This is a genomic window from Pseudomonas sp. LFS074, assembly GCF_047978165.1.
In the GTDB taxonomy this organism is placed as follows: Bacteria; Pseudomonadota; Gammaproteobacteria; order Pseudomonadales; family Pseudomonadaceae; genus Aquipseudomonas; species Aquipseudomonas putida_P.
The window spans coordinates 3598786-3624754 of the sequence record NZ_JBFPFV010000001.1 but is presented as its reverse complement, the minus strand read 5'-3'; the positions used below and the strand labels follow the sequence as shown (position 1 = coordinate 3624754).

Sequence of the window (25969 nt, the reverse complement as noted above, 5' to 3'; positions counted from 1 at the left end):
TTACTTAAAGCTCAGCCATCAGTGCGGCGACGATTTTATCGTGCCGAACCTGGATTGCATCTCGGTCCCACAGGCCGCCGGCGCTGACGAACGTAGCGATTTCCCGCTGCTGGAAGGTGTGCTTATAGGTCGCCAGCTTTTCGCTGAATGGGATGTTCCCCACTGCACAGTTGTGGGGTTTGGACAGCAGCAAGTAATTGCCGAGGCAGTTCAGATATTCGCCCTTGAACGTTTCGTCGTAGGTACCGTAACCATGTGGGCGAGCGGCGGGCTCGGTGCTGGGCGCGATATGCTCCAGCTCTGGACGCTCGGTGTCGTTGCTGCGCCGTGGCGCGTAACCGCGCTGGCCTTGTCCTTCCAGGTGGACTTCATACTTCCAGAGCAAATGCCTGGCGATGGAATGCCGGATATTCCATTCTAAAGCCTCTGCCAGCCTTTCATTGTTCCAAAAAGCCCACCAGCCGCTGGTTACGGTCTTGAGGTACTCGATGCGCGCGAGGATAGGGGCTATCGTCGGCGCGTCGCTGGTAAAGGCCTCGTAGACATCATTGATGCGTGACGTGATATCCGCACGGGTACCAATCAGGCGATGACGGATGATCAAGCTTTCAAAAGCGACGCACAGCGCGTTCCTGTCCGGCAGGGGAAGGCCAAAACGATAGGCCTTGAGAATAAAGGGCAATGCAATCGCGATCCCGCCCAAGCTCACCAGTGAGTGAATCGGAAAACTGCTTCGCTCGTCATCGCCGAAGAACTCTGACAAATGCTCGAAACTGATGGCCAGCGAGCAGGTAAAGTCTCGCACAAACTCAAGAGGCGCCTCAGCTGCGAGCATTTTCTCAATCCGCTCCAGCGCGCCACTCTCCCACAGGGTATTGAAATGGACGCGCAAGGTGTACTGCAGCACGTCGTCTTCGTTGATGCGGTATTCAATGGCTGAGATCGACTTGTAGATGGTCTCGAAGCGCTGCTGGACCTCTTCGATCAGGCTGTCTTTCGCTTGCTGATCTTCGCCATGAAGGTGGATGGCATACATGAACTGCGCCTTCACCACCTCAAGGTTGGACGGGCGCTTGCCGCGGTTGTTCTGGAAGATGAACATCTGAATGGCTTCTGCCTCGTCCCGCACCGGGTGCGTACTGCACGAAGCCTGGGACACTATCCGCAGCATGTCCGTCAGGTACGCTTCAGGCTGAGCCCCCAGCTTCTTTTTGAAGAAGTCGAACCCATTGATGAGTCGCTGGGCAGATGTGGTGAGCGAAGCAGGAGCGACAGTTCTGGATTGGTTGATTACATAATCGACAAAGATCTGGTTGTCGTATTCGACCGTCTTCAAGCGGATCTGACTGTCCCGTCTGATCATGTCCTTGTAGCAGTCCTGCTCATCTTCGGTCAGGGCGCGTTTGGCTTGCAAGCACGCGAACAGTGCCGCCAAAAACAGCGTGATCGTGGTCAGGCGCTGCTGGCCGTCGATGACCCGATACTCTCCCTGCGTCTGTTCGAACAGGAAATGGCCGAAGTAATAAGGGCTGCGGGAGTGGCTGTTGCGGTAGGCTTCCAGGTCGGAAAGAAACACCTGTGTCTGGCTGGCGCGGGTCGAACCTTCAACTGGCGTATCCCAGGCATAGGCGCGTTGATAGGCAGGCACCACGATGCGGTTGTTGGCCAGCATGCTGCGAATGGTTGACGAGGCGTCCACGGGGTATGTCCTTATGGGTGGTGGCGTTTTGCCTCATCATCGCTTGAATCAAGTTTTTTTGCATGCCTGGGCACTACATTTCGCGCGTCTCAGGCAGCACCTCGTACGCCTGCCTTGAGGTGTTCGGCGATGCCGCTCATAGCCTGCCGAAGTGGTCGCGCGCCTGATTGACGCGCACCTTGCTTGCTGACGGTGGTATCAAGCAGCCGTAGCCACGGCCGACCTGGCGTCGCCAATCAGGATATCTTCAAAGAATGCCCCGACCGGCTCGGTAGGGTGGCACAACTGAATCTCCAATACCCACACCACTTCGCTGGGCACGATTCCCACCTCGGCCAGCTTGTCCTGGCCATACAACACATGCGGGAAGTCTGCGATGCGGTGCCCGGCCAGGTTGCGCTCCAGCTGCCAGCCTTTGGCCTGGGCACTGCGCTCGGCGAAGTCATAAAGCTCGCGACCGGTCAGCCCACGCCCCCAGGCCTGGCAGGTTTCGTCGAACACTTCATGCAGTGCCTTCACGCAGGCGTGGTGCAGTGGGTGCTGGCCAAACACGAAGGTGTCGCCATAGTCGCCCTCATAGCCATCCCACACCGGGCCCACGTCGACCACGACAATGTCTGTGCTACGTAATACGCGCTGCAGATCAATGCCTTGCCGGGGTGTGCGTACGGTATCGTCGCCAAAACGGATGTAGGTGGGGTGCCAGGTGTGCGACGCGCCCATTGCCTGCAGGGTTTGCGCGGCCATCTCCAGCGCCTGGGCGGTGGTCATGCCGACTTGCAGTTGGCTGGCAATAGCGGCCACGGACCGTACCGACTGCTCGCGGGCCGCGAGCATGCCGTCCAGCGAGTAGCGTGGGCCGACCTTTTCCAGTTCAGGGTGCAGCGTGCTGGCTGCTGAGGCCTGGGTGGCCGCCGCGCCGCTGGCGACAAAGGCCTCGGCGACAAAGCGATGGGGTAGCACGCCCGCCGCAACGCATTGTTCGCGCGCCTGGCTGATCATCGCGGGATTGCCGCAGGCATAGACCTGGGTTTCTTCCCAGTGGTGGGGCTGGCCGAGCGCGACCTGCTGGATGCGTGCCTGGCCCGCGAGTACCGGGTACCAGCGAAAGTGTGGGTGCGCCCCACTGGCCTGGTCGAGAAACGCGTGGTCGTAGAAATCGGCCGTCGATGAGCCACCCCAGTACAGGGCCACCTCGGCGTCGCGAGCCAGGGCAGTCAGCAACAAGGGCTTGATACCGGCGTAGCCTGTGCCGGTGGCCAACAGCACCAGCGGGCGTTGCTCATCGTGCTGCCAAGTACAGGCGCCCAGCGGGCCTTCGAGCTTTACCGAAGCACCTGCTTGCAGGGTGGGTAGCAGACCTTCGGTGAACAGGCCACCGCTGACCTTGCGGATGTGAAACACCAACTGCCCTTGCTGCTGGGCAGGCAGGTTGGCAATGGAGAAACAGCGGCTGTCGCCGTTGCCCAGTTGGAACCTAACGTACTGGCCAGCCCGCACATCCAGCGGCTGAGCAGGCTGCAGTACCAGTTCGACGATATCAGCGCTCAGCGCACGCTGGCCGACAACCTGAGCGTGGGTTTCCAAGGTTGGGGTGTCCAGCGACCAGCCGGGTATCTCCAGGCGCATGTCGCTGCAGGCATGGCTTTGGCACAACAGCATTTCGTCTGCAGCCAGGGGGTAGGAGGGGGCCGGTGTGTCCGCATCCCGCTGCTTGTCCTGATACTGCCCCGACACCACCTTGACCTTGCACGAGCCGCAGGCGCCGCGGCGGCACGAGAAAGGTACCGGCAGCCCGCTGGCGAGCATGGCATCGAGCAGCAGTTCGTGGCTGGCGTCGAAGGTTTTGCCCGAGGGCGACAATTCGATGACGTGGCGGCTTTGCATGAACACCTCGGGGCAATTGGAGGTTCGATTGTTGCTATAGTCCAGGACCAGCAGAACCTCCAGTTTTGGATAATTCATATGGTCCAGCTTCGTAAATGGCAGCCACTGCTCAAGCTCGATGGGGCGCAGGCTTCGTACCGGCAGATCGTCGAGGGGCTGGTGGCCGCGATCAGCGAGGGCCGCCTGCGCCCTGGCACGCCGTTGCCGGGCACGCGGGAGATGGCGCAGTTGCTGAACGTCAACCGCAAGACAGTGATCCTGGCCTACGAGGAAGCCGAAACCAAAGGCTGGCTGCAAAGCGTGCAGCGTCGGGGCACCTTCGTCAGCCAGCAGTTGGCGCCTGGCACACTGGTCGCGCCGAGTGCCGCCAGGCCGTTTGCCCTGGCGCTGCCCGTGGAGCCCGCCGTTGCCTACTTCAAGGCGAACGAGCAGGCTGCGGCGCAGCAGGGGCGGCCAGGGGCCTTGTTTTTCGACAACGGCGCCTGTGATCACCGGCTGCTGCCCCAGGCTGTTTTGCACCGCTATTACCGCAATGCCTTGCGCAGCAGCTTCACCAGCAACAGCGTGCGCCACGGTAGCGATTGTAGCGGCCTCTACCTGCGCGCCGCCCTGGCCGACATGCTGCGGCACAATCGCAGCCTGAACGTCGGCGCCGAGCATATCTGCCTGACCCAGGGGGTGCAGATGTCGCTGTCGCTAGTAACCAGCGTGTTGCTCAAGCCAGGTGACGTTGTGCTGGTCGAGCGCCTGAGCTATCCCCCAGCGTGGGAGATTTTCCGTCAGCTGGGTGCCCGGCTGGTAACCGTGGACCTGGACCATGAGGGTTGCCGTGTCGATCAGATCGATGCCCTGTGCCGGCAGCACAAGGTGCGAATGATGTACATAACGCCCCATCACCAGTTCCCGACCACGGTCAGCCTGCCCGCCGGGCGCCGGCAGCAGTTGTTGGAGCTGGCGCGACAGCATGACTTCTGCGTGGTCGAGGAAGACTACGACTACGAATACCACTTTTCCGGGCGGCCCTACCTGCCTTTGGCCAGCGACCGCCAGCAGCGCCATGTGATTTACATCGGCACACTGTCCAAACCCTTGGGCAGCACGTTCCGTTGCAGCTACATCGTCGCACCGGTGGAGGTAACAGCCGTGCTGGAGCGTAGGTCGACGCTTACCTTGGGGCAGGGCGATGCGGTGATGCAGCGGATGCTGGCGGACTTGATCAATGATGGCGAACTGAAGAAACACTTGCGCCGGGTCAACCGTGAGTACCGTCGGCGCCGCGAAACCTTGCTGGCGTGTTTGCATGGCGCGTTCGGCGAACAGATCACCGTACAGGAACCCGAAGGTGGGTTGGCGCTGTGGGTGAAGTTCGCCGATGCGATCAACGTGGATCAGCTGGTCGACAACGCGCTGGAGCTGGACCTGGTGGTGCGCAGTGGGCGGCAGTTTTCGCCGTTTGGCCATGCCGAAAATGCGTTGCGCCTGGGGTTCGCTTCGCTGGATGTGGGTGAGATCCGGTTGGCTACCCAACGCCTGGCGGACGCAGCGAAAGCGATTGGCAAGGCGCGGTTTGTGTAGACGCGACACGAGGCCGCTCCCACCGGTCTAGGTGCGCTGCCAGACTTCGCCCTGCTCGCTGACTACCCAAGGCCTGTCTGCCGCATTGATCAGTACCCCGCCAACCCAGCGCTGCGCGGGGTTGTGATCAAGCCAGTGCGCTTTTCCTGCAAGCACTTGCTCGGCAAGCGCGGTCAGCCGCAACGGCCGTTGTGCCCAGGCTTCTCCAGGGCCCTCCAGCAGCAGCGGCTGTGGCGCATGGATCAACGGTTGCAGCAGCACATGGAACATCAGGTCACCCAGGTAAGGCAGCGGATCGTCCTGCATCATCAACTGGCCAAACACGCGGCCAGCCGGTAGCTCGCCACGAGAGGCCAGCACGCCTAACAACAGGCGTTCGGTAAGGCTCAAACCATCATTCGCTCCCGGTAGCTCCTGTAGCTGGCGCGCCAGTGCCCGGCCCAGCAAAGGCAAAGCCGTGTGCTGCTGGCCGGCGAGCGCCGCCCAGGCCTGTGGCGCCGGCGCGGTATAAGCCGCCCATGCCTGGCGTGCCAGGGCCAGGGCATCTTCACCCAGTGCACGTCGTTGTGGCCACAGCCAGGCCAGCAGGTCAGGCGCCAGTTGCCCGATGCCGATGAAGCGCTCGACACCGGGCACTTGGTCAGCTTCGATCAGTTCCAGCCGGCGTGGCAGGCCGGGGAGGCTGGCGAGCACGCGAATCAGGAACAGCTGGTCGTAAGCGTCGGCCTCGCACCACAGTACCAGCTTGCTGTCTGTGCTCAGGCCGGCCAGCGCCGCTCGCTGTGCGGCCTGGCGCTGTTCAACGTCCTCCGCCCGCAGGTTGAACGCCTGCTGCACGTAGTCTCCACGCACCCGCCAGTACCGTTCCTCGGGCAACGCCGGTACCGGGCCCATGACCATGGGGTCGTCGAACATCTGGAATGCACCGGCAAACCCGGCGGTGCGCAGGCTGTGGGCGATGTCGTTGCCGCAGCGCCAGTGCTGCACGGTGGCTTCGTCATCGGCGGCAAAACCGGGGTGGCGTGCGGCAAAGGCCACGGCGTCGGCATGTGCCTTGAGCTTTGGCCAGCTGGCAAAGCCGGCCTCGCGGGCCACCAGCCATTGGGTATCGGCAAGCCGGTAGTCGGGGCCGGGCAGGCCGAGCGTACGCAATTGCTCGCGGGCGTCTTCGGCCTGGTGATTGTTCAGGGCGTTCAGCAAGCGCTTGGCGCGTTTGCGCAAGGCGGGCAGGTCGAGCAGACCGTGCTGACGGGATGCATTGATGGCGGGCATGCCAACTCCTTTGGGGCTCGGTCCGCCGACAAGCCGGGAGCTGGTATGGGAATGTGTTGACGCAAGGCTCGGGCAACCCCTTCGCGCGGACCGCAGGCGCAGCCAGCGCCCAGGCCCTGACTTTAACGGTGCAGCGCAGCGGGTTGCAAACGATAGTTTTCCCATGCCTTGTCGCGCGTCTTATAGTGGCGGGCTTTTCTCAGTCGAAGTCAAAGGAGTGGCTGACATGCGTGTACGTACCCTGCTGGCGGCAATCGGGGCCAGCTTGTCGCTGTCTTCGGCATTGGCCGCGCCCGGCCAGCCAGAGCCCGCGCCAAGCGAACGTATTTCAGTGCAGGTCGAAGGCGCTGGGCCGGACGTTATCCTGATCCCGGGGCTGGCCTCATCGCGTGAGGTATGGGCGGGGCTCGCCAGCACGCTGCGCCAGCAGCACCGCCTGCACCTGGTGCAGGTCGCGGGTTTTGCCGGCTCGCCAGCCGTGCCCGCCGTGGACGGGCGCGTGGCCGCTCCGGTGGCCGAGGCGGTAGCCGACTACATCCGCAGCCAGCGCCTTGAGGCACCGGCCATCATTGGCCATTCGCTGGGCGGTGAGGTCGCGCTGATGCTGGGGGCACGTCATCCTGAGCAGGTAGGCCGGCTGATGGTCGTCGATGCGCTGCCGTTCTACACGTTGCTGATCGACCCCAGGGCAACCGCCGAAACCGCCGCACCGCAGGCTGCCGCATTCCGCGATGCAATGTTGGCGGCCCCTGCAGCGCAGGCCGAAGCGATGCAGCGCACGGCCATCGACCGGTTGGTCAAGACCGCAGCGGCACGGCCTGCACTTGTTGCGGCGGCGCTGCGCTCGGACCGCAAGGCCGTAGCCGATGCCACCCACGAACTGATGACCACCGACCTGCGCCCGGAGCTTGGCGCTATCCAGGCGCCGATAGAGGTCGTATACGCCTATGACCCTATGTATGGCATACCTGCCTCCAGCGTCGATGCAACCTTCGCTAATGCCTATGCCGGCACGCAGGGCATCAGCTTCAAGCGAATCGATGGCAGCTTCCACTTCGTCATGCTGGATCAACCCCAGGCCTTCACAGAGGCGGTGGTCGACTTTCTCGGTCGCTGAGGCTGGCCTCGGCGCAATCTGTTCGGTTACCGCCCATAACCGCATGCCGGCGCCTCAAGCCTGCGCCAGCTACTCCGATAGCAGCACACCCACCGTCGAATCATCGACCAGAAGTGGTGCCAACAAGGAGTACTGCCCGCATGCTTGCCAACCTGAAGATCCGCACCGGAATGTTCTGGGTGTTGTCGCTGTTCAGCCTGACCCTGCTGTTTTCCACCGTCAGTGCCTGGTGGGCAGCAGTGGGCAGCGACCAGCAGATCACCGAGCTGGACCAGACGGCGCACCAGTCGGACCGGTTGAACAATGCGTTGCTGATGGCGATTCGTTCCAGCGCCAATGTGTCCTCGGGCTTCATCGAGCAGTTGGGTGGCCATGACGAGAGTGCTGGCAAGCGCATGGCGCTATCGGTGGAGCTGAACGACAAGAGCCAGGCGCTGGTCGATGCGTTTGTCAAAAATGCCCGTGAGCCAGCCCTTCGCACGTTGGCACTCGAGCTGCAGGCTACCTTTGCCGAATACGCCAAGGCGGTTGCCGGGCAGCGCGAGGCGACCCGTCAGCGTTCGCTGGAGCAGTACTTCAAGGTCAACAGCGATGCCGGCAATGCCATGGGCCGGCTGCAAGGGCTACGCCAGCAGTTGGTCGGCGCACTGAGCGAACGTGGCCAGCAAATCATGCTGGAGTCCGACCGGCGTCTGGCCCGTGCGCAGTTGCTGAGCCTGTGCCTGCTGGGTGTGACCCTGCTGCTGGCGGCACTGTGCTGGGCTTTCATTGCCCAGCGTGTGCTGCTCCCGCTGCGTGAAGCCGGTCGGCATTTTCAGCGCATTGCCGGTGGCGACCTGAGCGTACCGGTGCAAGGGCAGGGCAACAACGAGATCGGCCAGCTGTTCCATGAGCTGCAGCGCATGCAGCAGAGCCAACGCGACACCCTTGGGCAGATCAATCACTGTGCCCAGCAGTTGGATGCCGCCGCCACGGCGTTGAATGCGGTCACCGAGCAAAGCGCCAACAACCTGCGCCAGCAGGGGCAGGAGCTGGAGCAGGCCGCTACCGCCGTGACCGAAATGACCACGGCCGTGGAGGAGGTTGCGCGCAACGCCATCACCACCTCGCAAACCACCAGCGAGTCCAACCAGCTGGCTGCGCAAAGTCGCCGGCAAGTCGGTGACAACATCGACGGCACCGAAGCCATGACCCGCGAGATCCAGACCAGCAGTGCGCATCTGGAACAGTTGGTCGGGCAGGTGCGGGATATCGGCAAGGTACTGGAAGTGATTCGCTCGGTGTCCGAGCAAACCAACCTGCTGGCGCTCAATGCTGCCATCGAAGCCGCCCGCGCCGGTGAGGCCGGGCGCGGCTTTGCGGTGGTGGCAGACGAGGTGCGCACGCTGGCCTACCGCACGCAACAATCGACCCAGGAAATCGAGCAGATGATCGCCCGCGTGCAAGCCGGCACCGAGGCGGCGGTGGCTTCGATGCAGGCCAGCACCAACCGGGCGCAATCGACACTGGAGGTGACCCTGGCCTCGGGGCAGGTGCTGGAGGGCATTTACAGTGCGATCGGCGAAATCAACGAGCGCAACCTGGTCATTGCCAGTGCGGCCGAAGAGCAGGCCCAAGTGGCGCGGGAGGTAGACCGCAACCTGCTCAATATCCGCGAGCTGTCTCACCATTCAGCGGCGGGAGCGCAGCAGACCAGCGAAGCGAGCAAGGCGCTAGCGGGCCTGGTGGGGGAGATGACGGCGTTGGTGGGGCGGTTCAAGGTTTGAGTGATGGTGGCCACGCCAGCAAGTAACATTAAAACAAGGTGAAACTTATTTAAAGTTCTGCTTGCTGGTTGACTTCGATACTACGCTTGAATAAAGTTCGACCGGCCCTGGACAAGGGCCTTACTTTCAATCACTGAAGAATTCAATGGACACAGTATCTAGTCGCTGCCTGACCACCGCCGTACGGCCAGGTCAGGCACTTGAACCGGAACACCGGTCCCGACGCCTCGGTCGGGCAAGCCGCGCCAGAGCCTGATGCTCCGCCGTAGCTTGCCGCCGCCGGTGTCCGCCGGTTGGAGGCAAGCTCATGAACCTCACTTCATTCGTTTCATATCGCCTGCTCGCCTGCTTTGCGGCGCAGCAGGCCTGTGCCTGGCCGCGCCGCCTGCACGGGTACCCTGATGACTGCCAGAACCCCCCAAGTAGATGCGGGGCGCTGGCGCGTTAGCACGCCGGAACCCCCAAAACTTCTCACTGAATAAAAGATATCAAACGGTATCTTTGTGCTCGAACTTTTTAAATGAAAAGTTTGCGGTGGCGTATGGCCTGTTGTTTATGACAAAGGAATAAAACCATGGATTGCGCGAGTAGAAAGTTCGCTGCCGAAACAACTTCCGACCCTCGGCAGCGGACAGATTTCTGTCGGAAAGAACCCGTATTCATCTGCGACCCGACATGCCTTCGTTCACCGCCTGAGTGAAACGTCTGTGTGTCGTGCCGCCGCAGCGGCAGGAGCACAGCAACATGACTGTCAAACACCGCGACACCTCATCGGCCAAGACCGAACGCGAAACCCGCTTGTCCACGCGTGCCGCCCGTGAAGCGCGCAATGGCCTGGCTGTCACCCTCGCCAACCTCGATGCCTGCGAGCAGGGCCTGACCGAGCACGAAGCCGCCAAGCGCCTGGAGCGCGACGGGGCCAACCAGGTCGCCCACGACCCGCAACCGCATGCCCTGGTGCAATTGCTCAGGGCCCTGCACAACCCGTTCATCTATGTACTGCTGACCCTGGCCGGGATCAGCTTCGTCACCGACTACTGGCTGCCGCTTCGCGCAGGCCAAACGGATGACGCCGACCTGACCAAGGTCATCATCATCATGACCATGGTCAGCCTCAGCAGCGTGCTGCGCTTCTGGCAGGAGTACCGCTCGACCAAGGCCGCCGATGCGCTCAAGGCCATGGTGCGCACCACTGCCACCGTGCTGCGCCGCGAGCAGGTCGGGCAGGCCCCGCGTCTGCGCGAAGTGCCCATGGACGAACTGGTGGCCGGCGATATCGTGCAGCTTTGCGCAGGCGACATGATCCCCGCTGACATTCGCCTGCTCGAATCACGTGACCTGTTCATCAGCCAGGCGGTGCTCACTGGTGAAGCGCTGCCGGTCGAGAAGTACGACACCCTTGGCCATGTCGCGCAGAAGTCCGCTACCGGGGGCAGCGGTAGCCAGGACAACCTGCTCGAGCTGGCGAACATCTGCTTCATGGGCACCAACGTGGTCAGTGGCCGCGCCCGCGCAGTGGTGGTCGCCACTGGCCCACGCACCTATTTCGGCTCGCTGGCCAAGGCCATTGCCGGCTCGCGCAGCCAGACCGCTTTCGACCGTGGGGTGAACAGCGTCAGCAGCCTGCTGATCCGTTTCATGCTGGTGATGGTCCCGGTGGTGTTCATGCTCAACGGTGTGGTCAAGGGCGACTGGGGCGATGCTTTCCTCTTCGCACTTGCCGTGGCCGTGGGCCTGACCCCGGAAATGCTGCCGATGATCGTCAGCGCCAACCTGGCCAAGGGCGCCGTGGCCATGGCCCGGCGCAAAGTGGTGGTCAAGCGCCTGAACGCCATCCAGAACCTGGGTTCCATGGACGTGCTGTGCACCGACAAGACCGGCACGCTTACCCAGGACCGTATCATCCTCGAACACCACGTGCGCTTTGACGGCCAGCGCGACAGGCACATCCTCGAGCTGGCCTGGCTCAACAGCCATCACCAAAGCGGCATTCGCAACCTGATGGACCAAGCTGTGCTGCATTTCGCAGGGCAGGACCGCCAGTTCCAGGCCCCCTACGCCTATGCAAAGGTCGACGAGCTGCCGTTCGACTTCATCCGCCGTCGCCTGTCCGTGGTGGTGAAGGATGCCCTGGGCGACCACCTGCTGGTAAGCAAAGGGGCGGTCGAGGAAATGCTCGCCATCGCCACCCATGTGCAGGAAGGCGACGGTGTCGTTAACCTCGATCCGCGCCGCCGCCAACAGCTGCTGGCCAGTGCCGACGCCTTCAACCAGGACGGCTTTCGCGTACTGGTGGTCGCCACCCGCCAGATCCCGGCGGCCGAAGGCAAGGCGCAGTATCACGCCGACGATGAGCGCGATCTGGTGATCCAGGGCTTCCTGACCTTCCTCGACCCCCCCAAGGAAACTGCCGGCCCGGCCATTGCCGCTCTGCGGGACATGGGCGTGCGGGTCAAAGTGCTGACCGGCGACAACCCGGTGGTGACGTGCAAGGTCTGCCGTGAAGTTGGCCTGGAGCCAGGCCTGCCATTGCTCGGCCAGGACATCGAGCGCATGGACGACACCACCCTCACGCTGCAGGTCGAAGAACGCACGGTCTTCGCCAAGCTCACCCCGCTGCAGAAATCACGCGTGCTCAAGGCCCTGCAGGCCAATGGTCACACGGTGGGTTTTCTTGGCGACGGTATCAACGATGCTGCGGCCCTGCGCGATGCCGACGTCGGTATCTCGGTAGACAGCGGTACCGACATCGCCAAGGAATCGGCCGATATCATTCTGCTGGAAAAGAGCCTGATGGTGCTTGAAGAGGGTGTGCTCAAAGGCCGCGAGACCTTCGGCAACATCATGAAGTACCTGTGCATGACTGCCAGCTCCAACTTCGGCAACGTGTTCTCGGTGCTGGTGGCCAGCGCGTTCATCCCATTCCTGCCGATGCTGGCGATTCACCTGCTGCTGCAGAACCTGATGTACGACTTCTCCCAGCTGTCGCTGCCTTGGGACCGCATGGACAAGGAGTTTCTCAGCAAGCCACGCAAATGGGATGCGCGCAACATTGGCCGCTTCATGCTGTGGATCGGCCCTACGTCGTCGATCTTCGACATCACCACCTTTGCCCTGATGTGGTACGTGTTCGCGGCCAACAGCGTCGAGATGCAGGCACTGTTCCAGTCCGGCTGGTTCATCGAGGGGTTGCTATCACAGACCTTGGTGGTGCATATGCTGCGCACGCGCAAGGTGCCGTTCTTCCAGAGCACCGCCGCGCTGCCAGTGGTGCTGGCAACGGGGCTGGTGATGGCGTTGGGTGTCTATATCCCGTTCTCGCCGGTGGGGGCGATGGTTGGCCTGGTGCCACTGCCGTGGGCGTACTTCCCTTGGCTGGTTGCCATCCTGCTGGGCTATTGCGTGGTCGCCCAGGCCATGAAGGCCCTCTATATCCGCCGCTTCGGGCAGTGGTTCTGAACCTGTGCAGCAGCTCAGCCTGGCTGCGTCGCCAGGCTATTGCTGACGTTGCGTCCCAGCACCAGCACGGTGACGAAGCCACAGCCCACCAGCGCCGTGGCCAGGCTCAACAGCACTGCGGTGCCCATATGGTCGACCACTTGCCCGCCGAAGAACGAGCCCACGGCAATGATCACCTGGAACATGGCCACGAACAGCGGCATGCCGCGTTCGACATCCTTGGGCGCCACCACGAACATCCAGATATTGGCGCAGGCCGGGAACGCACCGAAAGCAAAGCCCCACAGTGCGATCAGCATCGCGGCGCCCGTCATGCTGGTGGCGAAGTGCGGGAACAGGGCGGTACTGACTGCGATCATGAGCGCGACCAGCATCAGGGTATGTCGCACGCTGCGGTTGGCGGCAAAGCCGGCGAAGATGTTGCCCATGAAACCGGCCACGCCGTACAGCAATAGCAACGAGCCGATGGTCGGCCCGTCGAAGCCGGCATTCTGTTTGAAGAACGGTGCAACATAGGTGTACGCCGCAAAGTGCGCCAGGCCGATCAGCAAAACAGCGATCAAGCCGACCCGTGCTTGCGGGTTGACGAACAGCGCTGGCAGGTCGCTGATGCGAATGGCCTTTTCCGGCATCAGCCGTGGCAACAGCAATACCTGCGCCAGCAGCACGGGTACGCCGACCAGGGCGGTGACCAGGAAGGTCATGCGCCAGCCCATCAGGCCACTCAGCCAGGTGCCCACGGGTACGCCCACTACCGTCGCCAGGGTTACCCCCGCCATGATGATGGAGTTGGCCTTGGCTACGCCCATGCCGTCAGGTGCCAGCCGCCCGCTGAGGGCGATGGCGGTCGCCCAGAAGCCGCCGATACTGACACCCAGCAGCACGCGGCCGACCAACAGCAGGTTGAAGTCACCGGCGTAGGCCACGATGGCGTTGGCGATGATCATGATCAGTGTCAGGCCGATCAGCAGGTAGCGCCGGTCCAGCGCCCCCACACCCACCGAGATCAAAGGCGCGGCCAGCGCGGCCATGATACCGGGCAGGGTCACCATCAGGCCGGCAAGGCCGGCACTGATGCCAAGGTCGCTGGCGACATCGTTGAGTACCCCCACCGGGAGGAACTCACTGGTGACCAGGGCGAAGGCGCCCACGGCGACCGAGAGGATGGCCAGCCACTGCTGCGTGACACTCTGTTGATTATGTTCGGGAAGGCCACGAGAGGCCTGGCGGTTGCTTGGCATGGGGTTCGGTTCCATGAGGGATGTCGCCTGTAGCAGGCGCAGGAGCGGGGGGATTTGCAGGCGATTATAGAGACGGCCTGGTCAGGCCGACAGGCAGGCCGCTCGATAGTAATCATCAGCGCCATCGATGAAAGGCCTTGCGTAGAGCGCCCGCGCTCAGCGACCACGCCCTACCAGTGCCGCCCCTGCGCAGGCCAAGGCAATGGCTGTTATGCCCAGCCACTGGGTCAGTGCCAGCACTTCACCGAGGATCAACCAGCCTGCTATCGCCCCCGCAGCGGGCGAAGCGCTGAGCAGCACGCCAAAAATACTGGGCGGCAAGTGCCGCATGGCATACATGTCGAGCAGGAAAGGCACCGTGCTGGAAAGCAGCGCTACGCCCAACCCGACCATAAGCACCCATGGCGCCAGCAACTCGGCACCGGCGTGGTTGACACCAAGTGGTACGCCCAGCAGCGCGGCAAACAACATCCCGGTGCCGACTGCCTGTTTGCCGTGAACCGCCACTTTGCTGCCAAGCATCACATACAGCCCCCAGGCCAATGCAGCCGCGAGCGCGTACATCACCCCGCGCGGGTCGAGGCCCTGACTGCCCGTGCCCCATGGCAGCAAGGTAAGCCCGGCGACCGACAGGGCAATCCACAGCAGGTCGATCCGCCGCCGGGAAGACAGCAAGGCCGCGCCCAGTGGGCCGATGACCTCGATGGACACCGCGATGCCCACCGGGATATAGAGGAATGCCCGGTAAATCAGAATATTCATCAGCCCCATCATTACGCCATAACCCAACAAATGAAGCATGTTGGCCTGGCCCCAGATGCGCCAAGGGCGCAGCACCGCCAGCAAGATGACGGCGGACAAGCCCAGCCGCAGGGCGACAACGCCTTCGGGGCCGATCAATGGAAACAAGGTTTTTGCCAAGGCAGCACCGGTTTGCACCGAGACCAGCGCGGCGATGGCTGCGCCGACAGGGGCGAAGGTTCCAGCAGTTTTTGCGTCCACGCGTGGCTCCAGCATCGGTCGAGGCGACATTTTAGTGCTCGGCCTGCGAAGCAATTACTGTGAAAATGGGCCTCTGACGAGTGAACTGCTTTCTTTGGAACCCGAAAATGAGTGACTGCGCCAACCGTCCGCTGGACGGCTTCGATCACGCGATTCTGCGGCTGCTGCAGCAAGACAACAAAACCTCGCAGCGCGCCATTGCCGAGGAAATCGGCCTGTCCACACCGGCTGTACAGCGGCGTATTGCACAGATGGAGGCGAGCGGAGTGGTCACTGCCAACACCGCAGTCATTGCCCCGGAGTGTGTTGGCCAGATGATCACGGCCATCGTCGAATCACGCTTGCGGGACGATCGCTCGCAGGTGATGGACCGCGCCAAGCGTTATTTCGCCAATGTGGCAGAGATACAGCAGTGTTACTTCGTCAACGGCGGGGTGTCGTTCATCATCGTCATGCTTGCCCGTGACGTGGCGCATTTCGAAAAGCTGGTGAGGCTGCATTTTGCCGATAACGAAGACATCCTGACTTACCGCACGTTGATCGTTCTGGACAAGGTCAAGGTCGGGTTGTCTGTGCCGCTTTGAATGTTTCGCGCGACTGAAATCACTCAGCGCGGCAAACCAATGTTCCGGGCGGCGTCCAGTACCAGGCTGCGCAGCCACTTCTGGTCCAGAGGAAATCGCGTGGGGCACGATTTGCAGGTGCTTTGGGGCTCTTCCAACGCATGACGCAGTTAAAGGCCGATGGTGCCCAGCGGCAGCATCCTGGCAGGCAATCGCGGTCGTGGACACGTCAGTTCTCCTTGCTATGGATGCGGCATTGTCGGCGCAAGACCAGGCCTCTACCTGGCATCACGGCAGCACCTGCTTGCTGCCAGGTTGCCGGTCATGCCGGGACGATACCGCCCAACACCATTTGGGTGACCGTTCGGGTGGCGCGGTCAAAGTCAGCCTTGTCAGGTTCGGCTACGCCTCTGAGCTGCGACATTTGCCAGGCCAGATTGGTGTAGGTGCGTGTCGACGACCAGATGAAGATCATCAGGTGCTCAGGATCACAGGGCGCCAGCCGGCCATGGTCGATCCAGTTGCGCAGGCAGGCGACGTTGCGCTGGGCTTCCTCGTGCAGCAGGTTCTTGCATGCCTCTGGCAGATGCTTGCCCCCTGAGAGCAACTCCTGGCTGAACACGGCGGCGCTGAACGGGTGCTCGCGAATGATGCGGATGAGGGCTTTGATATAGGCCCGCAGGCCTACTATCGGGTCGTCGCTTTTGCGCAGCGCTGCCGAGGCCCTCACCAGCGGATCAACGAAGCTCATCAGCACCTGCACGTACAGGTTCTCTTTGGATTGAAAGTAGTAGTAGAGGTTGGCTTTAGGTACCCCGGCACGTTCGGCAATATCATGCGAATGAGTGGCGGTGAAGCCGGTCGTGGCAAACGCTTCGCTGGCAGCCTGCAGAATCAGCTTCTGATTCCTGCGCCGAATGCCGGCATTTCCCACGGTGTGATTGGTTGCGCCGAGCAGAGCGTCAGCGCCGTTGTCGGACTCGTTCAGCATTTCGATTTGCAGGCACATCACGGCTTCATCTGGCTTTACGGGTATCGGTGTATATAAAAGTATATAGCGATTGACGTGCTTTTTCCCGGTCCTTTACGCACGTAGCCATTGAAGTGGTGCGATGCTGTCTTTCTCACTCGCGAGCCTGGATGCTAGAGTTGCCGGCCATGGATCGCTGCACCGGTAATCGGCCCCTCATTGCCTGGGCATTGTATTTCAGTGTCCTGTTCAACGTGCTTTGCTGTGGCCTGGGTCACGGGCAGGCATTGGGCTTGGCGCTCAATGGCATCGGTGGCGGCTTCTGCAGCCTGGCCAATGACATCTCCACCTCACAGGCCCAGCAACACGGCACATCGTCCACGGCGGACTGGAGCAACCTGTTCGCCTGTCCAACGTGTACGGCGAACTTCCTTACCTTGGTGTTCCTCCTGGGGGTCGCCTGGTTGCTCAGCTGTGCGAACCCAAGGCGGTTTTGCAGCGAGGTGCGCAGCCAGGCGCCTCCACGCTATTGCTGGCCCACGGCCAACCCCCGAGCTTCTCCTTTTTGACGTTGCCGGCGCCTAGGCGCTGATGCGGGCTCGCGCCCGCGTATCGAGCACGATGCCTGGCTGCGCATGCCCGCAGCAGGCGCTGCTATCTGCAACGTCGGTCAAGGATCAACCCTCTCATGACGGTACTGACCTGCGCCAGCCATGCGCCTCGGCATCGCTGGCTTTCGCTTTATCCGCGTGCTCCCCCCTATCTACCTGTCAGAACGGTCCCGAAACGCACACTACCCGCCAGGAATCAAGGCGGGGCCTGTTCAAGGCTATCTGATGCATGGAGCACATGATGTCTCGCCCTTTGGCCACTTCACGCTTTTGCCCCCCGGCTCGCGCTGCACGCTTGAGTGAGTCTCGCTTGCCGTTTCCCGATTACCCCTGCAACGCCCGTACGTTCGTCAAGCTGGACGCGCGACTACTGCCGTACTGGCACACGTTGTTCGACGTGTGCCCAGGCTTGCTCAAGCTAGACCCGCCGGAAGGTCTGGAACTGTTCCGCTGCTTCATGACCTGGGCTTATCGACATCACCCGGCCTTGGATTGGAGCTATTACATCAGCGTCTGCCGTTGGCTGCTGGGCTCACCCTACAAGGCACAGGTAACCGAGACGCACATCGAGGCATTCATGGTCGCGGCGGCTGCCTTATGGATAGCTGCCGACATGTCTGAGGCGCGTGGCCTGGTCCTGGCGTGGCAGCCAATGGCAGATGTGGTGGTGGAATGGAAGCCGGGCATGCGGCCAACCCCCTTCACAGTGGAGCAGACGAACTGCTTGCCCCCTCCGCCCTGGGAGTTTTCCTGGAGCCCACTCAGTGGTAAAGGCCCGGACAGTTTTCGCCGGTGGTTGCCCGTCCCGGGCGCACTAGCGGGGTCAAGGGGGTGATGCGGCTGCGACAATCTACCGCAGCATGGCAGTGGCGCCTGGCATGGCGGACGGCAGCCCTGGGCTTGGCTTTCAGGGTGCGACAGCCTGTCGCAGTTCGGGGGTGCAAGTGGCAAGTGTTAAGTTCAAATCTGGCGTGAAGCGGGTGGCTGAAAAGTTTCAATACAGGCACGCCCCACGACCAAGCCCGGTAACTGCAAGGGCGATATCAATGCATGAAAAGGATATTTTATGCTACAGCAACGAATTACCAGCGATGCCATCGTCACACCCCTGCGCGTTGCAGACGCGCAGGCGGTATCGCAGTATAAAAATGAAGACGTTGTACTGAAGTTTTGCAAGGAGTGGGATGTCACGCGCGAGGAGGCAGAAGAGCTCTTCGAGGAAACCAAGAAATTCCTGTTGCTGGCTGCGCAGTGCCAGCGAGAGTGTTTCAGTGTGTCCATTTACTATCAGTTTCAAGTGATTGATGAAATGTGGCATACCTTTCTTCAGTTCACCGACCACTATTATGCGTTTTGCAATGAATACATGGGTGGGTTTCTTCATCATTTTCCGTTCTCGCGGAACATGCTGAAAGAGGAAATAAAGCACCTGGCCAAGCACAACATGACCTTTGCAACGCAGAAACAACAGGATTTTGCTTTCCAGTTGCGCAAAACCCAGCAAGTGCTGGGCGACGATACGGTCATCAAGTGGTACGGCGAGTATGCGCAGAAGTTTAGCATCGAAAGCCTCAATGCTCGACGTAAGCCGCTGATGCTGGACGACCTGCAAACCGACGAGCAAGGGCGGGTGAACGCAGAGATGCTGAAACTTCCGAAGGAGCAAATTCTCAAGTACATACTGGATCGCAATGTCGTGCTCAACAATGTGTGCGGTTGCTCCGGCAAGGGCTGTGGCGCCGGTTGCATGTGCAATTCCAATCGTAACCATTGATGGACGGGTCGCCCACCCTTGGGTGGGCGATCGACGACAACGAGTGCTACCGTGACCGAAATCGAAAAACGTACACTTAAAACCGGTATTGCCAGGCAGGTGGGGATCGCTGGCCTGACATTGCTCGCCTCGCTGCTGTTCGTGTCATTCGGTTTGATGATGCGCTTTGCAATCGATCATCCTGAATCAGTCGCGAGCCTTGCCGGCCTGGTTGCATTCTGCGCGGGCTTCCTGGCCATTCGCCTGGCGATGCCCTGCAGCTTTGCCCTCGTGGAGTGGTTGTCACACGGCTACTGCATCAGGGTTGAGTCGCTGCTCAGGGCGGCGTACCTCGACAAGCTTGGCCGCATCTACCTTGAACAACTGGAACAGCTCAATAGGAGCGAGATGGTGGCTACCTATGAAGCCGCCATGTCATCGGTCAGTGCTTATATCAGGGTTATCTGGGGTGAGGCGTTGCCCATCTTATTTCAAACCGTGTTCGTCATTGGCTGTGTCAGCTTCTATTTTGATGGCGTGATTGCAGGCAGTTTCACTCTAGTGGTTGCCACCTATATGGCGGTGGTCATCAAGATGACCAGTGCACGCTTTCCGTTGATCAAGCGAGTTGCAATCACGCAAAAGTATTTGAATGGCGTGCTCCACAGTGTGATCGCGGCAGGGCTCTGCGAAAAACTGTTCAATGCAGGTGGCAGGTTGAAGCATAGGCATGGGGTGGCCGTAGACCGCTACCTCTCAGCGCAGCAGCGTGTTCGCCAGGTATTCTTCAGGTTCGGCATTGTCACCACCCTCGTATCATTTACCGGGAGTGCAATGGTGTTGGCGGGGGCCGCATTCAGATTCAACCAGGGCTACGCCACGATGGGCAGCCTGATCATGCTGGCCACGTTTCTTTTTCAAGTATTTCTGCCCTTGAACCGTATCGGTGTGCTGTGGCGCACACTTAACAAGGCGCGCATCGATTTCGTCGTACTTGAGGAATCGCTTGGCCGTATGGCAATGCACGCCGCCGCGGTGCATCACGATCAGCCCGCCGACCCTGCAAGTATCGACATTTCCCTGCACCAACTTTGCAAGAGCAAAGGCGGCAGGCCCATCCTGCAAGGCGTCACCGCGAACGTGCCTTGCAAAGCAGGCCTGCCCACTTTCGTGACGGGTACCAACGGCACGGGGAAAACGACGCTTGCGCGCCTTATCGCCGGGGTTGACCGCCCTGACAGCGGGTGCATTCGTTTCAATGGCGTCACCCGGCAGCCTGAGCGTTATGGTTTGACACCCGACTGGATCGCCATGACCAGCCAAACCATGGTCTTTATCGGTGGTACGGTTGCCGAGAACCTTGAGACCTTTCTGGGCCCCGTAGACCTGGACGCATACGCCGTACTGGCAAGTACCCTGTCATTCGACAAGCCGCTGGCGTATGAGGTGGGTGAGCAAGGGCAGAACTTGTCAGCGGGCGAGCGACAGAAGCTTGGCATTATCCTGGCTTTGTTGAAGAAGCCCGCGTTGCTCGTCATGGACGAGCCCACCACCCACCTTGACCCGGCGTCGGTCACAGGCTTGCAACGCCTGGTTGAACAAAAGGCCTTGATCTCCCGCGTACTGATTGTGACCCATGACAGCCATTTCATGAGGCATTTTGACTGCGCGCCGAGATTCGGCTTGACGCAAGGCACCCGCACCACAGATGCTGAAAAACTGATATAGGGAATATTAATGGACCGCATGGATTTTGCGTTACCTGAAATGGACTTCTTCATTCGCTCGGCCTTTCAGAAGAAACCCTTCGTATTCGAGTCGGTCACGGGCCACCAGCTGGTGGGCTGGGGTGAAATCAACAACCTGCTTGAGAAGGATATTCTCGATTACCCCAGAATACGCCTGGCGAACGATGGCATCCCCTCCGAGCGTGGCTTCAAGGGGTTTGTAACCTATACCCTGACGGTGACAGGTGAGACCTCGCCGCATATCAACCGTTACAACCTTCTGAAGCGTTTGCAAACCGGTAGCACATTGATCATTGATCGCTGCCAGGCATTTTTTGAGCGCGCTCAACAAGCGGCAAGCTACTTGTCTACACACCTGCGTTGCCGGTCCGGGGCAAATCTTTATTGTGCCTGGAGTTCAACGCCAAGTTTTGGTGCGCACTTCGACAACCACGATGTAATTGCAGTGCAGATCGAAGGTGTGAAACGGTGGGAAGTCTATGCGCCCACACGTCCCTATCCACTGTTGAATGACAAGAGTTTCGACCAAACGCCTCCCGCCGGCGAGCCCATGCTGTGCCATACCTTGACGCCAGGCCAGGCCATCTATGTACCTGCCGGTTATTGGCATAATGTGTTCACTGAAACTGAGCGTTCGATGCACATTTCCTTCCCTGTTGTACGGCCCCGTAAGATTGACCTGATCAGGATGGTCCTGGAGCGCCTGGAGGCGTCGGCGGAACTGCGCGAACCCATTGCCCACGGCAGTGATGCTATTGGCAATGCCAGGTTGAGTGGGGTGCTTTACGCCTGCCTTGCGAATATTGACATTGATGAGTGGGAGGCGGCGGTTGTCGAAGACTGTATGCAGGGAAGAGATATAAAATTCAACCTGCCTGATATAAGGACCCGAGATGCCTGAAATTTCACTTTCACCGGAAGCGCGAGCGCTCATGATTGGCAAGTTGAAGGCGTATTGTGCCGATACCTTTGAGTTGCAGTTGGGGCAGTTTGAGGTTGAGTTTTTCCTCGATTTCATCGAAGAGGTCTGCGGTCCGGCGTTTTACAACAGTGGCGTTGAGCAAGCGATAAAAACCTATGCGGCATGGAGCGAGCGGGTTCAGGAAGAAATGGACCTGAAGAGGATACTGTGAAGATCTCATCAAATTTGTCGTTGATGCGCAAAGAGTGGTACAACGCTTTTTATACACTGAATATCGAGCAGTTGGATTACTTGGAAGCGGACTGGTTCTTCTCGACGAACGGCATAAAGTTCATGTACAAGAAAAACCAGTTACATAAACTTTCTGTGCTCCGTGGCCAGGACGCGTCAGCTTTTTCTCAGCACAAACGAACGGAGTCGAATGTCGAAGTGCGAGAGCTGGGTAACCTTGCAGCTGTCAGTGGTGTGGCATTCATTGTCACGCCGCAAGGGAGCAAGCAGATAAATTTCGTCGAGAGCTGGATCAAAATCAACGACAGTTGGAAGTTGCAATTTCAATCATTCGAAGGTGAAGGCTGACGCAACAGATCAGGCCAGCACAGCGTGTTCAAGCCTGTGCTGGCAAGATCGTTGCGCACTACTCCGTCAGCGCAAATACGGCGAGCTAAGGCGTTACCAGCACATCACACTGCGATTCGTCCAGTACATGCTTGGTGACGCTACCCACCAACAGCTCTTCCAGCGCGCTCGTACCCTGCTTGCCGACCACGATCAGGTCGCATTCCAGCTCCTGTTCCTGCTCGGCAATGCGCCAGCCAGGGTCACCGTGCACCACGATCTGCCGGGCATCGGCTACGCCGGCAGCTTCGCTCAATGCGGCCAACTGTGCCACTGCATCCTGGCGGATGACATTGCGGTAGCGGGTGAGGGTGTCCTGGTCGATATGGGCGAAGCGCACGCTGCCTTCGAACGGGGCTTCGTACGCATGCAGCAGGATGATCTCGGCCTGCGGGGCAATGGCCTTGGCCAGTTGGATCGCGCGCAGCGAAACAGGTGAAAAATCGACGGGAACCAGCACGGTGCGGTAGGCGTCACGAGGTGCCGGCTTGACGACCAACAACGGGCAGGGCATGTGGTTGAGCATTTTTTGCACGGTCGAGCCCAGCAGCAGGCGCCGCGCCACGCTCTGGCCCTTGGCTCCGCACACCAGCAGGTTGCTGTGTTTGTCCTGCACTACCCGGGTGATTTCCGTGATCACCGAACCACTGGCAACCTGCACACCCGCAGAAATGTCGTAGCGCTGGAACAACATGGCGGCCAGTGCGCGGGTTTTTTCGCCGGCGCTGTCCAGTACCCGTTTCAACAGGTCGTCATCAGGCGCCACCAGTTGCTTGAGGCGCTCGAAGGGGGCCGGGTTGGCAACGTACAGCAGGTCCAGTGCGGCCTGCTGCGTGTTGCTCAGGTAGGCAGCGCGCTCTGCTGCGTTGCGGGCATGGGGGGACAGGTCGGTGGCGACCAGTATGTGTTTCAGCGGGCTCATGTGGGGCTCCTTTTCCAAGGCCGCGCACAGTGGTCGAAGGCAAACCTTGAACAATGTGCGCCTGGCGGTGCTTGAGTCATTCCTTGCGTGCAGCCATCGTCGCGTGAACCCGGCGCGAGGGCTTGATTTGGGTCAATGGAGTGTAGGTGCAGCGGCGGATCATGCCAGCAACAGCATCCGCAGCACCCCGGTCACGACAATGGCGAACACCACCACCGGCAAGAGCGAAAACCGTGTGGCTGCGTACACCGTGAGCCCCAGCGCAATCAGGTCGGCCGGCTGCCCGGAAACGAACTTGGGAGCGATCACGGCAATCAACACGCAGCCGGGCGCGGCGTTCAGCACCTGGGTCAGCTGTGGCCCCAGGGTGCGCTTGCGCAGCAGCAAAAAGCCCAGCGCACGGGTCAGGTAGGTGGCCACGGCCATGCCCAGGATGGTGACCAGCGTCGAAACGTCCATCATGGCTTGGCCCACAGGTAAGCGCTCACCAGGCCAGCCACGGTACCCGCAAGCACGTACCAACCACCGGGGATCAGCAGGTAGAACAGCGCTGCGGTGAGCAGGCTGAACAGCCATGGCACGGCGGCATGTACGCCTTTCCACATGCCTTTGAGAAGTACCAGGAAGACTGCCGCGAAGGCCATGTCGAAGCCATAGCTGCGAAGGTCGCCGAGCAGCGGCCCGGCCTGCGCGCCCAGGCTGGTGAACGTGACCCAGGTGGCCCACAGGCTCAGCGACACGCCCATGAAATAGCGCAGGCTGAAGCCACCGCGCTGGCGCGCATCGGCCAGGCCCATGGCCCAGCTCTCGTCACACATGAAGAACAGCGCCCCCAGTGCCTTGGGTAATGGCAGGTGGCGCAGGTACGGCGCCAGTGTCGCGCCCATCAGCAGGTGGCGGCTGTTGACCAGCAAGGTCATGGCGACAATCACCAGGATTGCCGGTGGTGAGGTCCACAGCTCGATGGCGGCGAACTCCGAGCCGCCACCGAAGTTGAGGCCGGTCATCAACGCCACTTCGCCGGCTGCCAGCTGGTGCTGGGAAGCTTGCGCGCCCAGTACCAGGGCGAAGGGGATGAAGCCCAGCAGCACCGGCAGGGCGGCAACGGCGCCCCGGCGCAATTCGCTTTGCGGTGTGGTGGCAGGGGGATCGTTCAGTACAGGTTCAAGGGTATTCATGGTCACCTCCAGTGGAGGAAAATTATTCCAATGAATCGCTGGAATTGGCTTGCGTAGTTGCACAGATGCGCAGAGCATTTGGCATCTGCTACCGAATACTTAAAAAAAGAGAACGTTCAATGCCAATCAAGCTCGATGCCATCGACCGCCGCATCCTGCGCGCGCTGCAGCGCGACGGCAGGTTGCAGAATCAGGAACTGGCCAAACAGGTGGGGTTGTCTGCTTCGCCGTGCCTGCGACGGGTGCGGCTGCTGGAGGAGGCTGGGGTGATCGAGCGTTATGTGGCATTGCTGGACCCGGCCAAGGTCGCGCTGGGCCTGACCCTGTTCGTGCGCGTATGGCTGAAGCGTCAGGATCAGGACACCACCGATGAGTTTGTCGAGGCCGTGCGCCAATTGCCCGAAGTGGTGGAGTGCCATGTGATGGCGGGCGACTGCGACTTGTTGTTGCGGGTGGTGGCGGCTGACCTGGAAGCCTATCGGCGCTTTCAGATCAAGCACCTGACCAGCCTGAGCGTGGTGCAGAACGTGAAGACCGAAGTACCGATGGAAAAGATCAAGCTGACCACTGAGCTACCGGTGTAGCTGCGCGGGTGCCAGCCATCACAGCCCCGCGCTGGCGCGCACCATCGCGTAGGCCTGGCGCACCAGCGGGTTGACGGTGTTGGCCCGCACCCACAAGTGGTAGGTGACATCGGGTAGCGCCGGCAGGCCGTCGCTTTGGCCGAGCACACGCATGTCGGGGCCGACCATCTCCTGGCTGCGCGCAGTAATGCCCAGGCCGGCGCGCACCGCTGCCTTGACGCCGATCAAGTTGGACGCCAGGTACGCCTGGCGCCAGGCGATACCGGCCCGTTCCAGGGCCTCCAGGGCCAGTTTGCGGTACAGGCTGGGCTCGTCCACCAGCACCAGCGGCAACGGCTCGCTGGGCAGGTGCTGATACTGCGCCGCGCATATCCACCACACCGGTGAGGTACGCAGCGCAAAGCCTTCCAGGCCCGGTGCGGTGCGGGTTGAAATGACCATGTCGACCTTGCCGCGCTGCAAGTCTTCCATCAGGAACGGGCTGCGGCCAACGTCGATTTCCAGGCGCAGGTTGGGCGCCGAGCGGGCGATGTGGCTGAGCAGTGGCGGCAGGATGGTGTCGGCGATGTCGTGGGGCGAGCCGATCCGCAGCACGCCGCTGGGGCCATCCAGCCGCAGGCCGGCGAGCGCCTCGTCATTGAGCGCGAGCATTTGCCGGGCGTGGCGCAGCAACTGACGGCCAGCGTCGGTCAGCGACTTGTGGCGGCCTTGCTTGCGCAATAGCGGTACACCTACCTGTTGTTCCAGGCGTTGCATGTGTTGGGTGACCGAGGCCTGGGTGCGGCCCAGGTTGCGGCCGGCTTCGGCGAAGCTTGAATGGTCGGCGATGGCGACGAACGTACGAAGCAGGTCGAGGTCGAGGGTGCTCATGGAGTGGGCCAGGCAGCGTTGGGGGAGAGGGGCGCACAGTGCTTTTACATTAATGATGCACGGCTAAAGATAATGAATACTTATCTATTGTTGGGTGCTTGATCAAGAGGCTATCTGTGTGCCCCCTATTTTTCGAGGCTTATATCCATTTTGAAAATTTTCCGTTCATTCAGTGTTATAACGATAGGCGATATTTGAATTTCCCCTCATCC

Annotated in this window: 23 protein-coding genes; 13 read left to right on the top strand and 10 right to left on the bottom strand. The window is 60.9% G+C overall.

Features of this window, described 5'->3' with window-relative positions; all coding sequences use genetic code 11:
- Positions 1–4: 4 nt before the first annotated feature.
- Both ACNQP3_RS16530 and ACNQP3_RS16525 read right to left on the bottom strand, forming a co-directional pair.
- Positions 5–1699 (bottom strand): DUF262 domain-containing protein, encoded by a 1695-nt coding sequence (locus tag ACNQP3_RS16530; RefSeq protein WP_264316232.1) that lies wholly within the window; start codon positions 1697–1699, stop codon positions 5–7.
- 198 nt (positions 1700–1897) lie between these two features.
- Positions 1898–3664, bottom strand: a complete 1767-nt coding sequence (locus tag ACNQP3_RS16525) for an NAD(P)H dependent flavin oxidoreductase family protein (protein WP_264316231.1) — start codon at positions 3662–3664, stop codon at positions 1898–1900.
- Here ACNQP3_RS16525 and ACNQP3_RS16520 point away from each other — a divergent pair, their 5' ends adjacent.
- The gene (locus tag ACNQP3_RS16520) at positions 3665–5161 is read left to right on the top strand and encodes a PLP-dependent aminotransferase family protein (RefSeq protein ID WP_264316230.1); all 1497 of its coding nucleotides are present in this window, start codon (positions 3665–3667) and stop codon (positions 5159–5161) included. It abuts the gene before it with no gap.
- Between the two features lie 27 nt (positions 5162–5188).
- Here ACNQP3_RS16520 and ACNQP3_RS16515 read toward each other — a convergent pair whose 3' ends face one another.
- Positions 5189–6433, bottom strand: coding sequence for a DUF1835 domain-containing protein (locus ACNQP3_RS16515; protein ID WP_060514391.1), 1245 nt, complete (start codon positions 6431–6433; stop codon positions 5189–5191).
- 226 nt (positions 6434–6659) lie between these two features.
- Between ACNQP3_RS16515 and ACNQP3_RS16510 the strand changes: the two genes are divergently transcribed.
- The 3 genes from ACNQP3_RS16510 to mgtA all read left to right on the top strand — a co-directional run bounded on the left by ACNQP3_RS16510 (position 6660) and on the right by mgtA (position 12775).
- Entirely contained in the window at positions 6660–7550 is an 891-nt protein-coding gene (locus ACNQP3_RS16510) for an alpha/beta fold hydrolase (RefSeq protein ID WP_264316229.1), read from the top strand.
- Between the two features lie 140 nt (positions 7551–7690).
- Positions 7691–9316, top strand: a complete 1626-nt coding sequence (locus ACNQP3_RS16505) for a methyl-accepting chemotaxis protein (RefSeq protein WP_264316228.1) — start codon at positions 7691–7693, stop codon at positions 9314–9316.
- Between the two features lie 744 nt (positions 9317–10060).
- Positions 10061–12775, top strand: coding sequence for a magnesium-translocating P-type ATPase (gene mgtA, locus ACNQP3_RS16500; RefSeq protein WP_264316227.1), 2715 nt, complete (start codon positions 10061–10063; stop codon positions 12773–12775).
- 14 nt (positions 12776–12789) lie between these two features.
- On the opposite strand, the gene ACNQP3_RS16495 is transcribed toward mgtA, so the two are convergent.
- Both ACNQP3_RS16495 and ACNQP3_RS16490 read right to left on the bottom strand, forming a co-directional pair.
- Positions 12790–14016 carry an MFS transporter gene (locus ACNQP3_RS16495; protein WP_041166730.1) on the bottom strand — a complete coding sequence of 409 codons (1227 nt, stop codon included), beginning with the start codon at positions 14014–14016 and terminating at the stop codon, positions 12790–12792.
- Between the two features lie 156 nt (positions 14017–14172).
- Positions 14173–15018, bottom strand: coding sequence for an EamA family transporter (locus ACNQP3_RS16490; RefSeq protein ID WP_012272802.1), 846 nt, complete (start codon positions 15016–15018; stop codon positions 14173–14175).
- Between the two features lie 107 nt (positions 15019–15125).
- Here ACNQP3_RS16490 and ACNQP3_RS16485 point away from each other — a divergent pair, with 107 nt between their 5' ends.
- Positions 15126–15602: an Lrp/AsnC family transcriptional regulator gene (locus tag ACNQP3_RS16485; RefSeq protein ID WP_012272801.1), complete on the top strand. Its 477-nt coding sequence runs from the start codon at positions 15126–15128 to the stop codon at positions 15600–15602.
- Between the two features lie 301 nt (positions 15603–15903).
- On the opposite strand, the gene ACNQP3_RS16480 is transcribed toward ACNQP3_RS16485, so the two are convergent.
- Entirely contained in the window at positions 15904–16590 is a 687-nt protein-coding gene (locus ACNQP3_RS16480; protein WP_264316226.1) for a TetR/AcrR family transcriptional regulator, read from the bottom strand.
- A gap of 131 nt (positions 16591–16721) precedes the next feature.
- Here ACNQP3_RS16480 and ACNQP3_RS16475 point away from each other — a divergent pair, with 131 nt between their 5' ends.
- The 7 genes from ACNQP3_RS16475 (at position 16722) to ACNQP3_RS16445 (ending at position 22164) form a co-directional block, all read left to right on the top strand.
- Complete coding sequence (locus ACNQP3_RS16475) at positions 16722–17120, top strand: DUF2946 domain-containing protein (RefSeq protein ID WP_081336930.1); 399 nt, start codon at positions 16722–16724, stop codon at positions 17118–17120.
- 283 nt (positions 17121–17403) lie between these two features.
- Positions 17404–17997, top strand: a complete 594-nt coding sequence (locus ACNQP3_RS16470; protein WP_012272798.1) for a putative natural product biosynthesis protein — start codon at positions 17404–17406, stop codon at positions 17995–17997.
- 231 nt (positions 17998–18228) lie between these two features.
- Positions 18229–18936, top strand: coding sequence for a hypothetical protein (locus ACNQP3_RS16465; protein ID WP_012272797.1), 708 nt, complete (start codon positions 18229–18231; stop codon positions 18934–18936).
- A gap of 51 nt (positions 18937–18987) precedes the next feature.
- The gene (locus tag ACNQP3_RS16460; protein WP_264316225.1) at positions 18988–20643 is read left to right on the top strand and encodes an ATP-binding cassette domain-containing protein; all 1656 of its coding nucleotides are present in this window, start codon (positions 18988–18990) and stop codon (positions 20641–20643) included.
- Positions 20644–20652: 9 nt separating this feature from the next.
- Positions 20653–21564, top strand: coding sequence for a JmjC domain-containing protein (locus ACNQP3_RS16455; protein ID WP_012272795.1), 912 nt, complete (start codon positions 20653–20655; stop codon positions 21562–21564).
- Positions 21557–21796, top strand: coding sequence for a DUF2164 domain-containing protein (locus ACNQP3_RS16450; RefSeq protein WP_012272794.1), 240 nt, complete (start codon positions 21557–21559; stop codon positions 21794–21796). The genes ACNQP3_RS16455 and ACNQP3_RS16450 overlap by 8 nt, the downstream gene beginning before the upstream one ends.
- Entirely contained in the window at positions 21793–22164 is a 372-nt protein-coding gene (locus ACNQP3_RS16445; protein WP_081336931.1) for a DUF4440 domain-containing protein, read from the top strand. Before ACNQP3_RS16450 ends, ACNQP3_RS16445 begins: the two co-directional genes overlap by 4 nt.
- An 85-nt stretch (positions 22165–22249) precedes the next feature.
- On the opposite strand, the gene ACNQP3_RS16440 is transcribed toward ACNQP3_RS16445, so the two are convergent.
- The 3 genes from ACNQP3_RS16440 to ACNQP3_RS16430 all read right to left on the bottom strand — a co-directional run bounded on the left by ACNQP3_RS16440 (position 22250) and on the right by ACNQP3_RS16430 (position 24303).
- Positions 22250–23125, bottom strand: a complete 876-nt coding sequence (locus ACNQP3_RS16440; protein ID WP_060493501.1) for a universal stress protein — start codon at positions 23123–23125, stop codon at positions 22250–22252.
- 159 nt (positions 23126–23284) lie between these two features.
- Positions 23285–23587: an AzlD family protein gene (locus tag ACNQP3_RS16435; protein ID WP_012272791.1), complete on the bottom strand. Its 303-nt coding sequence runs from the start codon at positions 23585–23587 to the stop codon at positions 23285–23287.
- The gene (locus ACNQP3_RS16430) at positions 23584–24303 is read right to left on the bottom strand and encodes an AzlC family ABC transporter permease (RefSeq protein WP_012272790.1); all 720 of its coding nucleotides are present in this window, start codon (positions 24301–24303) and stop codon (positions 23584–23586) included. The genes ACNQP3_RS16435 and ACNQP3_RS16430 overlap by 4 nt, the downstream gene beginning before the upstream one ends.
- A 119-nt stretch (positions 24304–24422) precedes the next feature.
- On the opposite strand from ACNQP3_RS16430, the gene ACNQP3_RS16425 reads away from it, so the two are divergent.
- Positions 24423–24887: an Lrp/AsnC family transcriptional regulator gene (locus ACNQP3_RS16425; RefSeq protein ID WP_012272789.1), complete on the top strand. Its 465-nt coding sequence runs from the start codon at positions 24423–24425 to the stop codon at positions 24885–24887.
- A gap of 18 nt (positions 24888–24905) precedes the next feature.
- On the opposite strand, the gene ACNQP3_RS16420 is transcribed toward ACNQP3_RS16425, so the two are convergent.
- On the bottom strand, positions 24906–25757 hold the full coding sequence (locus ACNQP3_RS16420) for a LysR substrate-binding domain-containing protein (protein ID WP_012272788.1): 852 nt from the start codon (positions 25755–25757) through the stop codon (positions 24906–24908).
- Positions 25758–25969: the final 212 nt, after the last annotated feature.

Coding starts and splice junctions, on each gene's coding strand:
- ACNQP3_RS16525 (WP_264316231.1), bottom strand. CDS start 3,664: ATGAATTATCCAAAACTGGAGGTTCTGCTGGTCCTGGACTATAGCAAC.
- ACNQP3_RS16520 (WP_264316230.1), top strand. CDS start 3,665: ATGGTCCAGCTTCGTAAATGGCAGCCACTGCTCAAGCTCGATGGGGCG.
- ACNQP3_RS16515 (WP_060514391.1), bottom strand. CDS start 6,433: ATGCCCGCCATCAATGCATCCCGTCAGCACGGTCTGCTCGACCTGCCC.
- ACNQP3_RS16510 (WP_264316229.1), top strand. CDS start 6,660: ATGCGTGTACGTACCCTGCTGGCGGCAATCGGGGCCAGCTTGTCGCTG.
- ACNQP3_RS16505 (WP_264316228.1), top strand. CDS start 7,691: ATGCTTGCCAACCTGAAGATCCGCACCGGAATGTTCTGGGTGTTGTCG.
- mgtA (WP_264316227.1), top strand. CDS start 10,061: ATGACTGTCAAACACCGCGACACCTCATCGGCCAAGACCGAACGCGAA.
- ACNQP3_RS16495 (WP_041166730.1), bottom strand. CDS start 14,016: ATGCCAAGCAACCGCCAGGCCTCTCGTGGCCTTCCCGAACATAATCAA.
- ACNQP3_RS16485 (WP_012272801.1), top strand. CDS start 15,126: ATGAGTGACTGCGCCAACCGTCCGCTGGACGGCTTCGATCACGCGATT.
- ACNQP3_RS16480 (WP_264316226.1), bottom strand. CDS start 16,590: ATGTGCCTGCAAATCGAAATGCTGAACGAGTCCGACAACGGCGCTGAC.
- ACNQP3_RS16475 (WP_081336930.1), top strand. CDS start 16,722: ATGCTAGAGTTGCCGGCCATGGATCGCTGCACCGGTAATCGGCCCCTC.
- ACNQP3_RS16470 (WP_012272798.1), top strand. CDS start 17,404: ATGTCTCGCCCTTTGGCCACTTCACGCTTTTGCCCCCCGGCTCGCGCT.
- ACNQP3_RS16465 (WP_012272797.1), top strand. CDS start 18,229: ATGCTACAGCAACGAATTACCAGCGATGCCATCGTCACACCCCTGCGC.
- ACNQP3_RS16455 (WP_012272795.1), top strand. CDS start 20,653: ATGGACCGCATGGATTTTGCGTTACCTGAAATGGACTTCTTCATTCGC.
- ACNQP3_RS16450 (WP_012272794.1), top strand. CDS start 21,557: ATGCCTGAAATTTCACTTTCACCGGAAGCGCGAGCGCTCATGATTGGC.
- ACNQP3_RS16440 (WP_060493501.1), bottom strand. CDS start 23,125: ATGAGCCCGCTGAAACACATACTGGTCGCCACCGACCTGTCCCCCCAT.
- ACNQP3_RS16435 (WP_012272791.1), bottom strand. CDS start 23,587: ATGATGGACGTTTCGACGCTGGTCACCATCCTGGGCATGGCCGTGGCC.
- ACNQP3_RS16430 (WP_012272790.1), bottom strand. CDS start 24,303: ATGAATACCCTTGAACCTGTACTGAACGATCCCCCTGCCACCACACCG.
- ACNQP3_RS16425 (WP_012272789.1), top strand. CDS start 24,423: ATGCCAATCAAGCTCGATGCCATCGACCGCCGCATCCTGCGCGCGCTG.
- ACNQP3_RS16420 (WP_012272788.1), bottom strand. CDS start 25,757: ATGAGCACCCTCGACCTCGACCTGCTTCGTACGTTCGTCGCCATCGCC.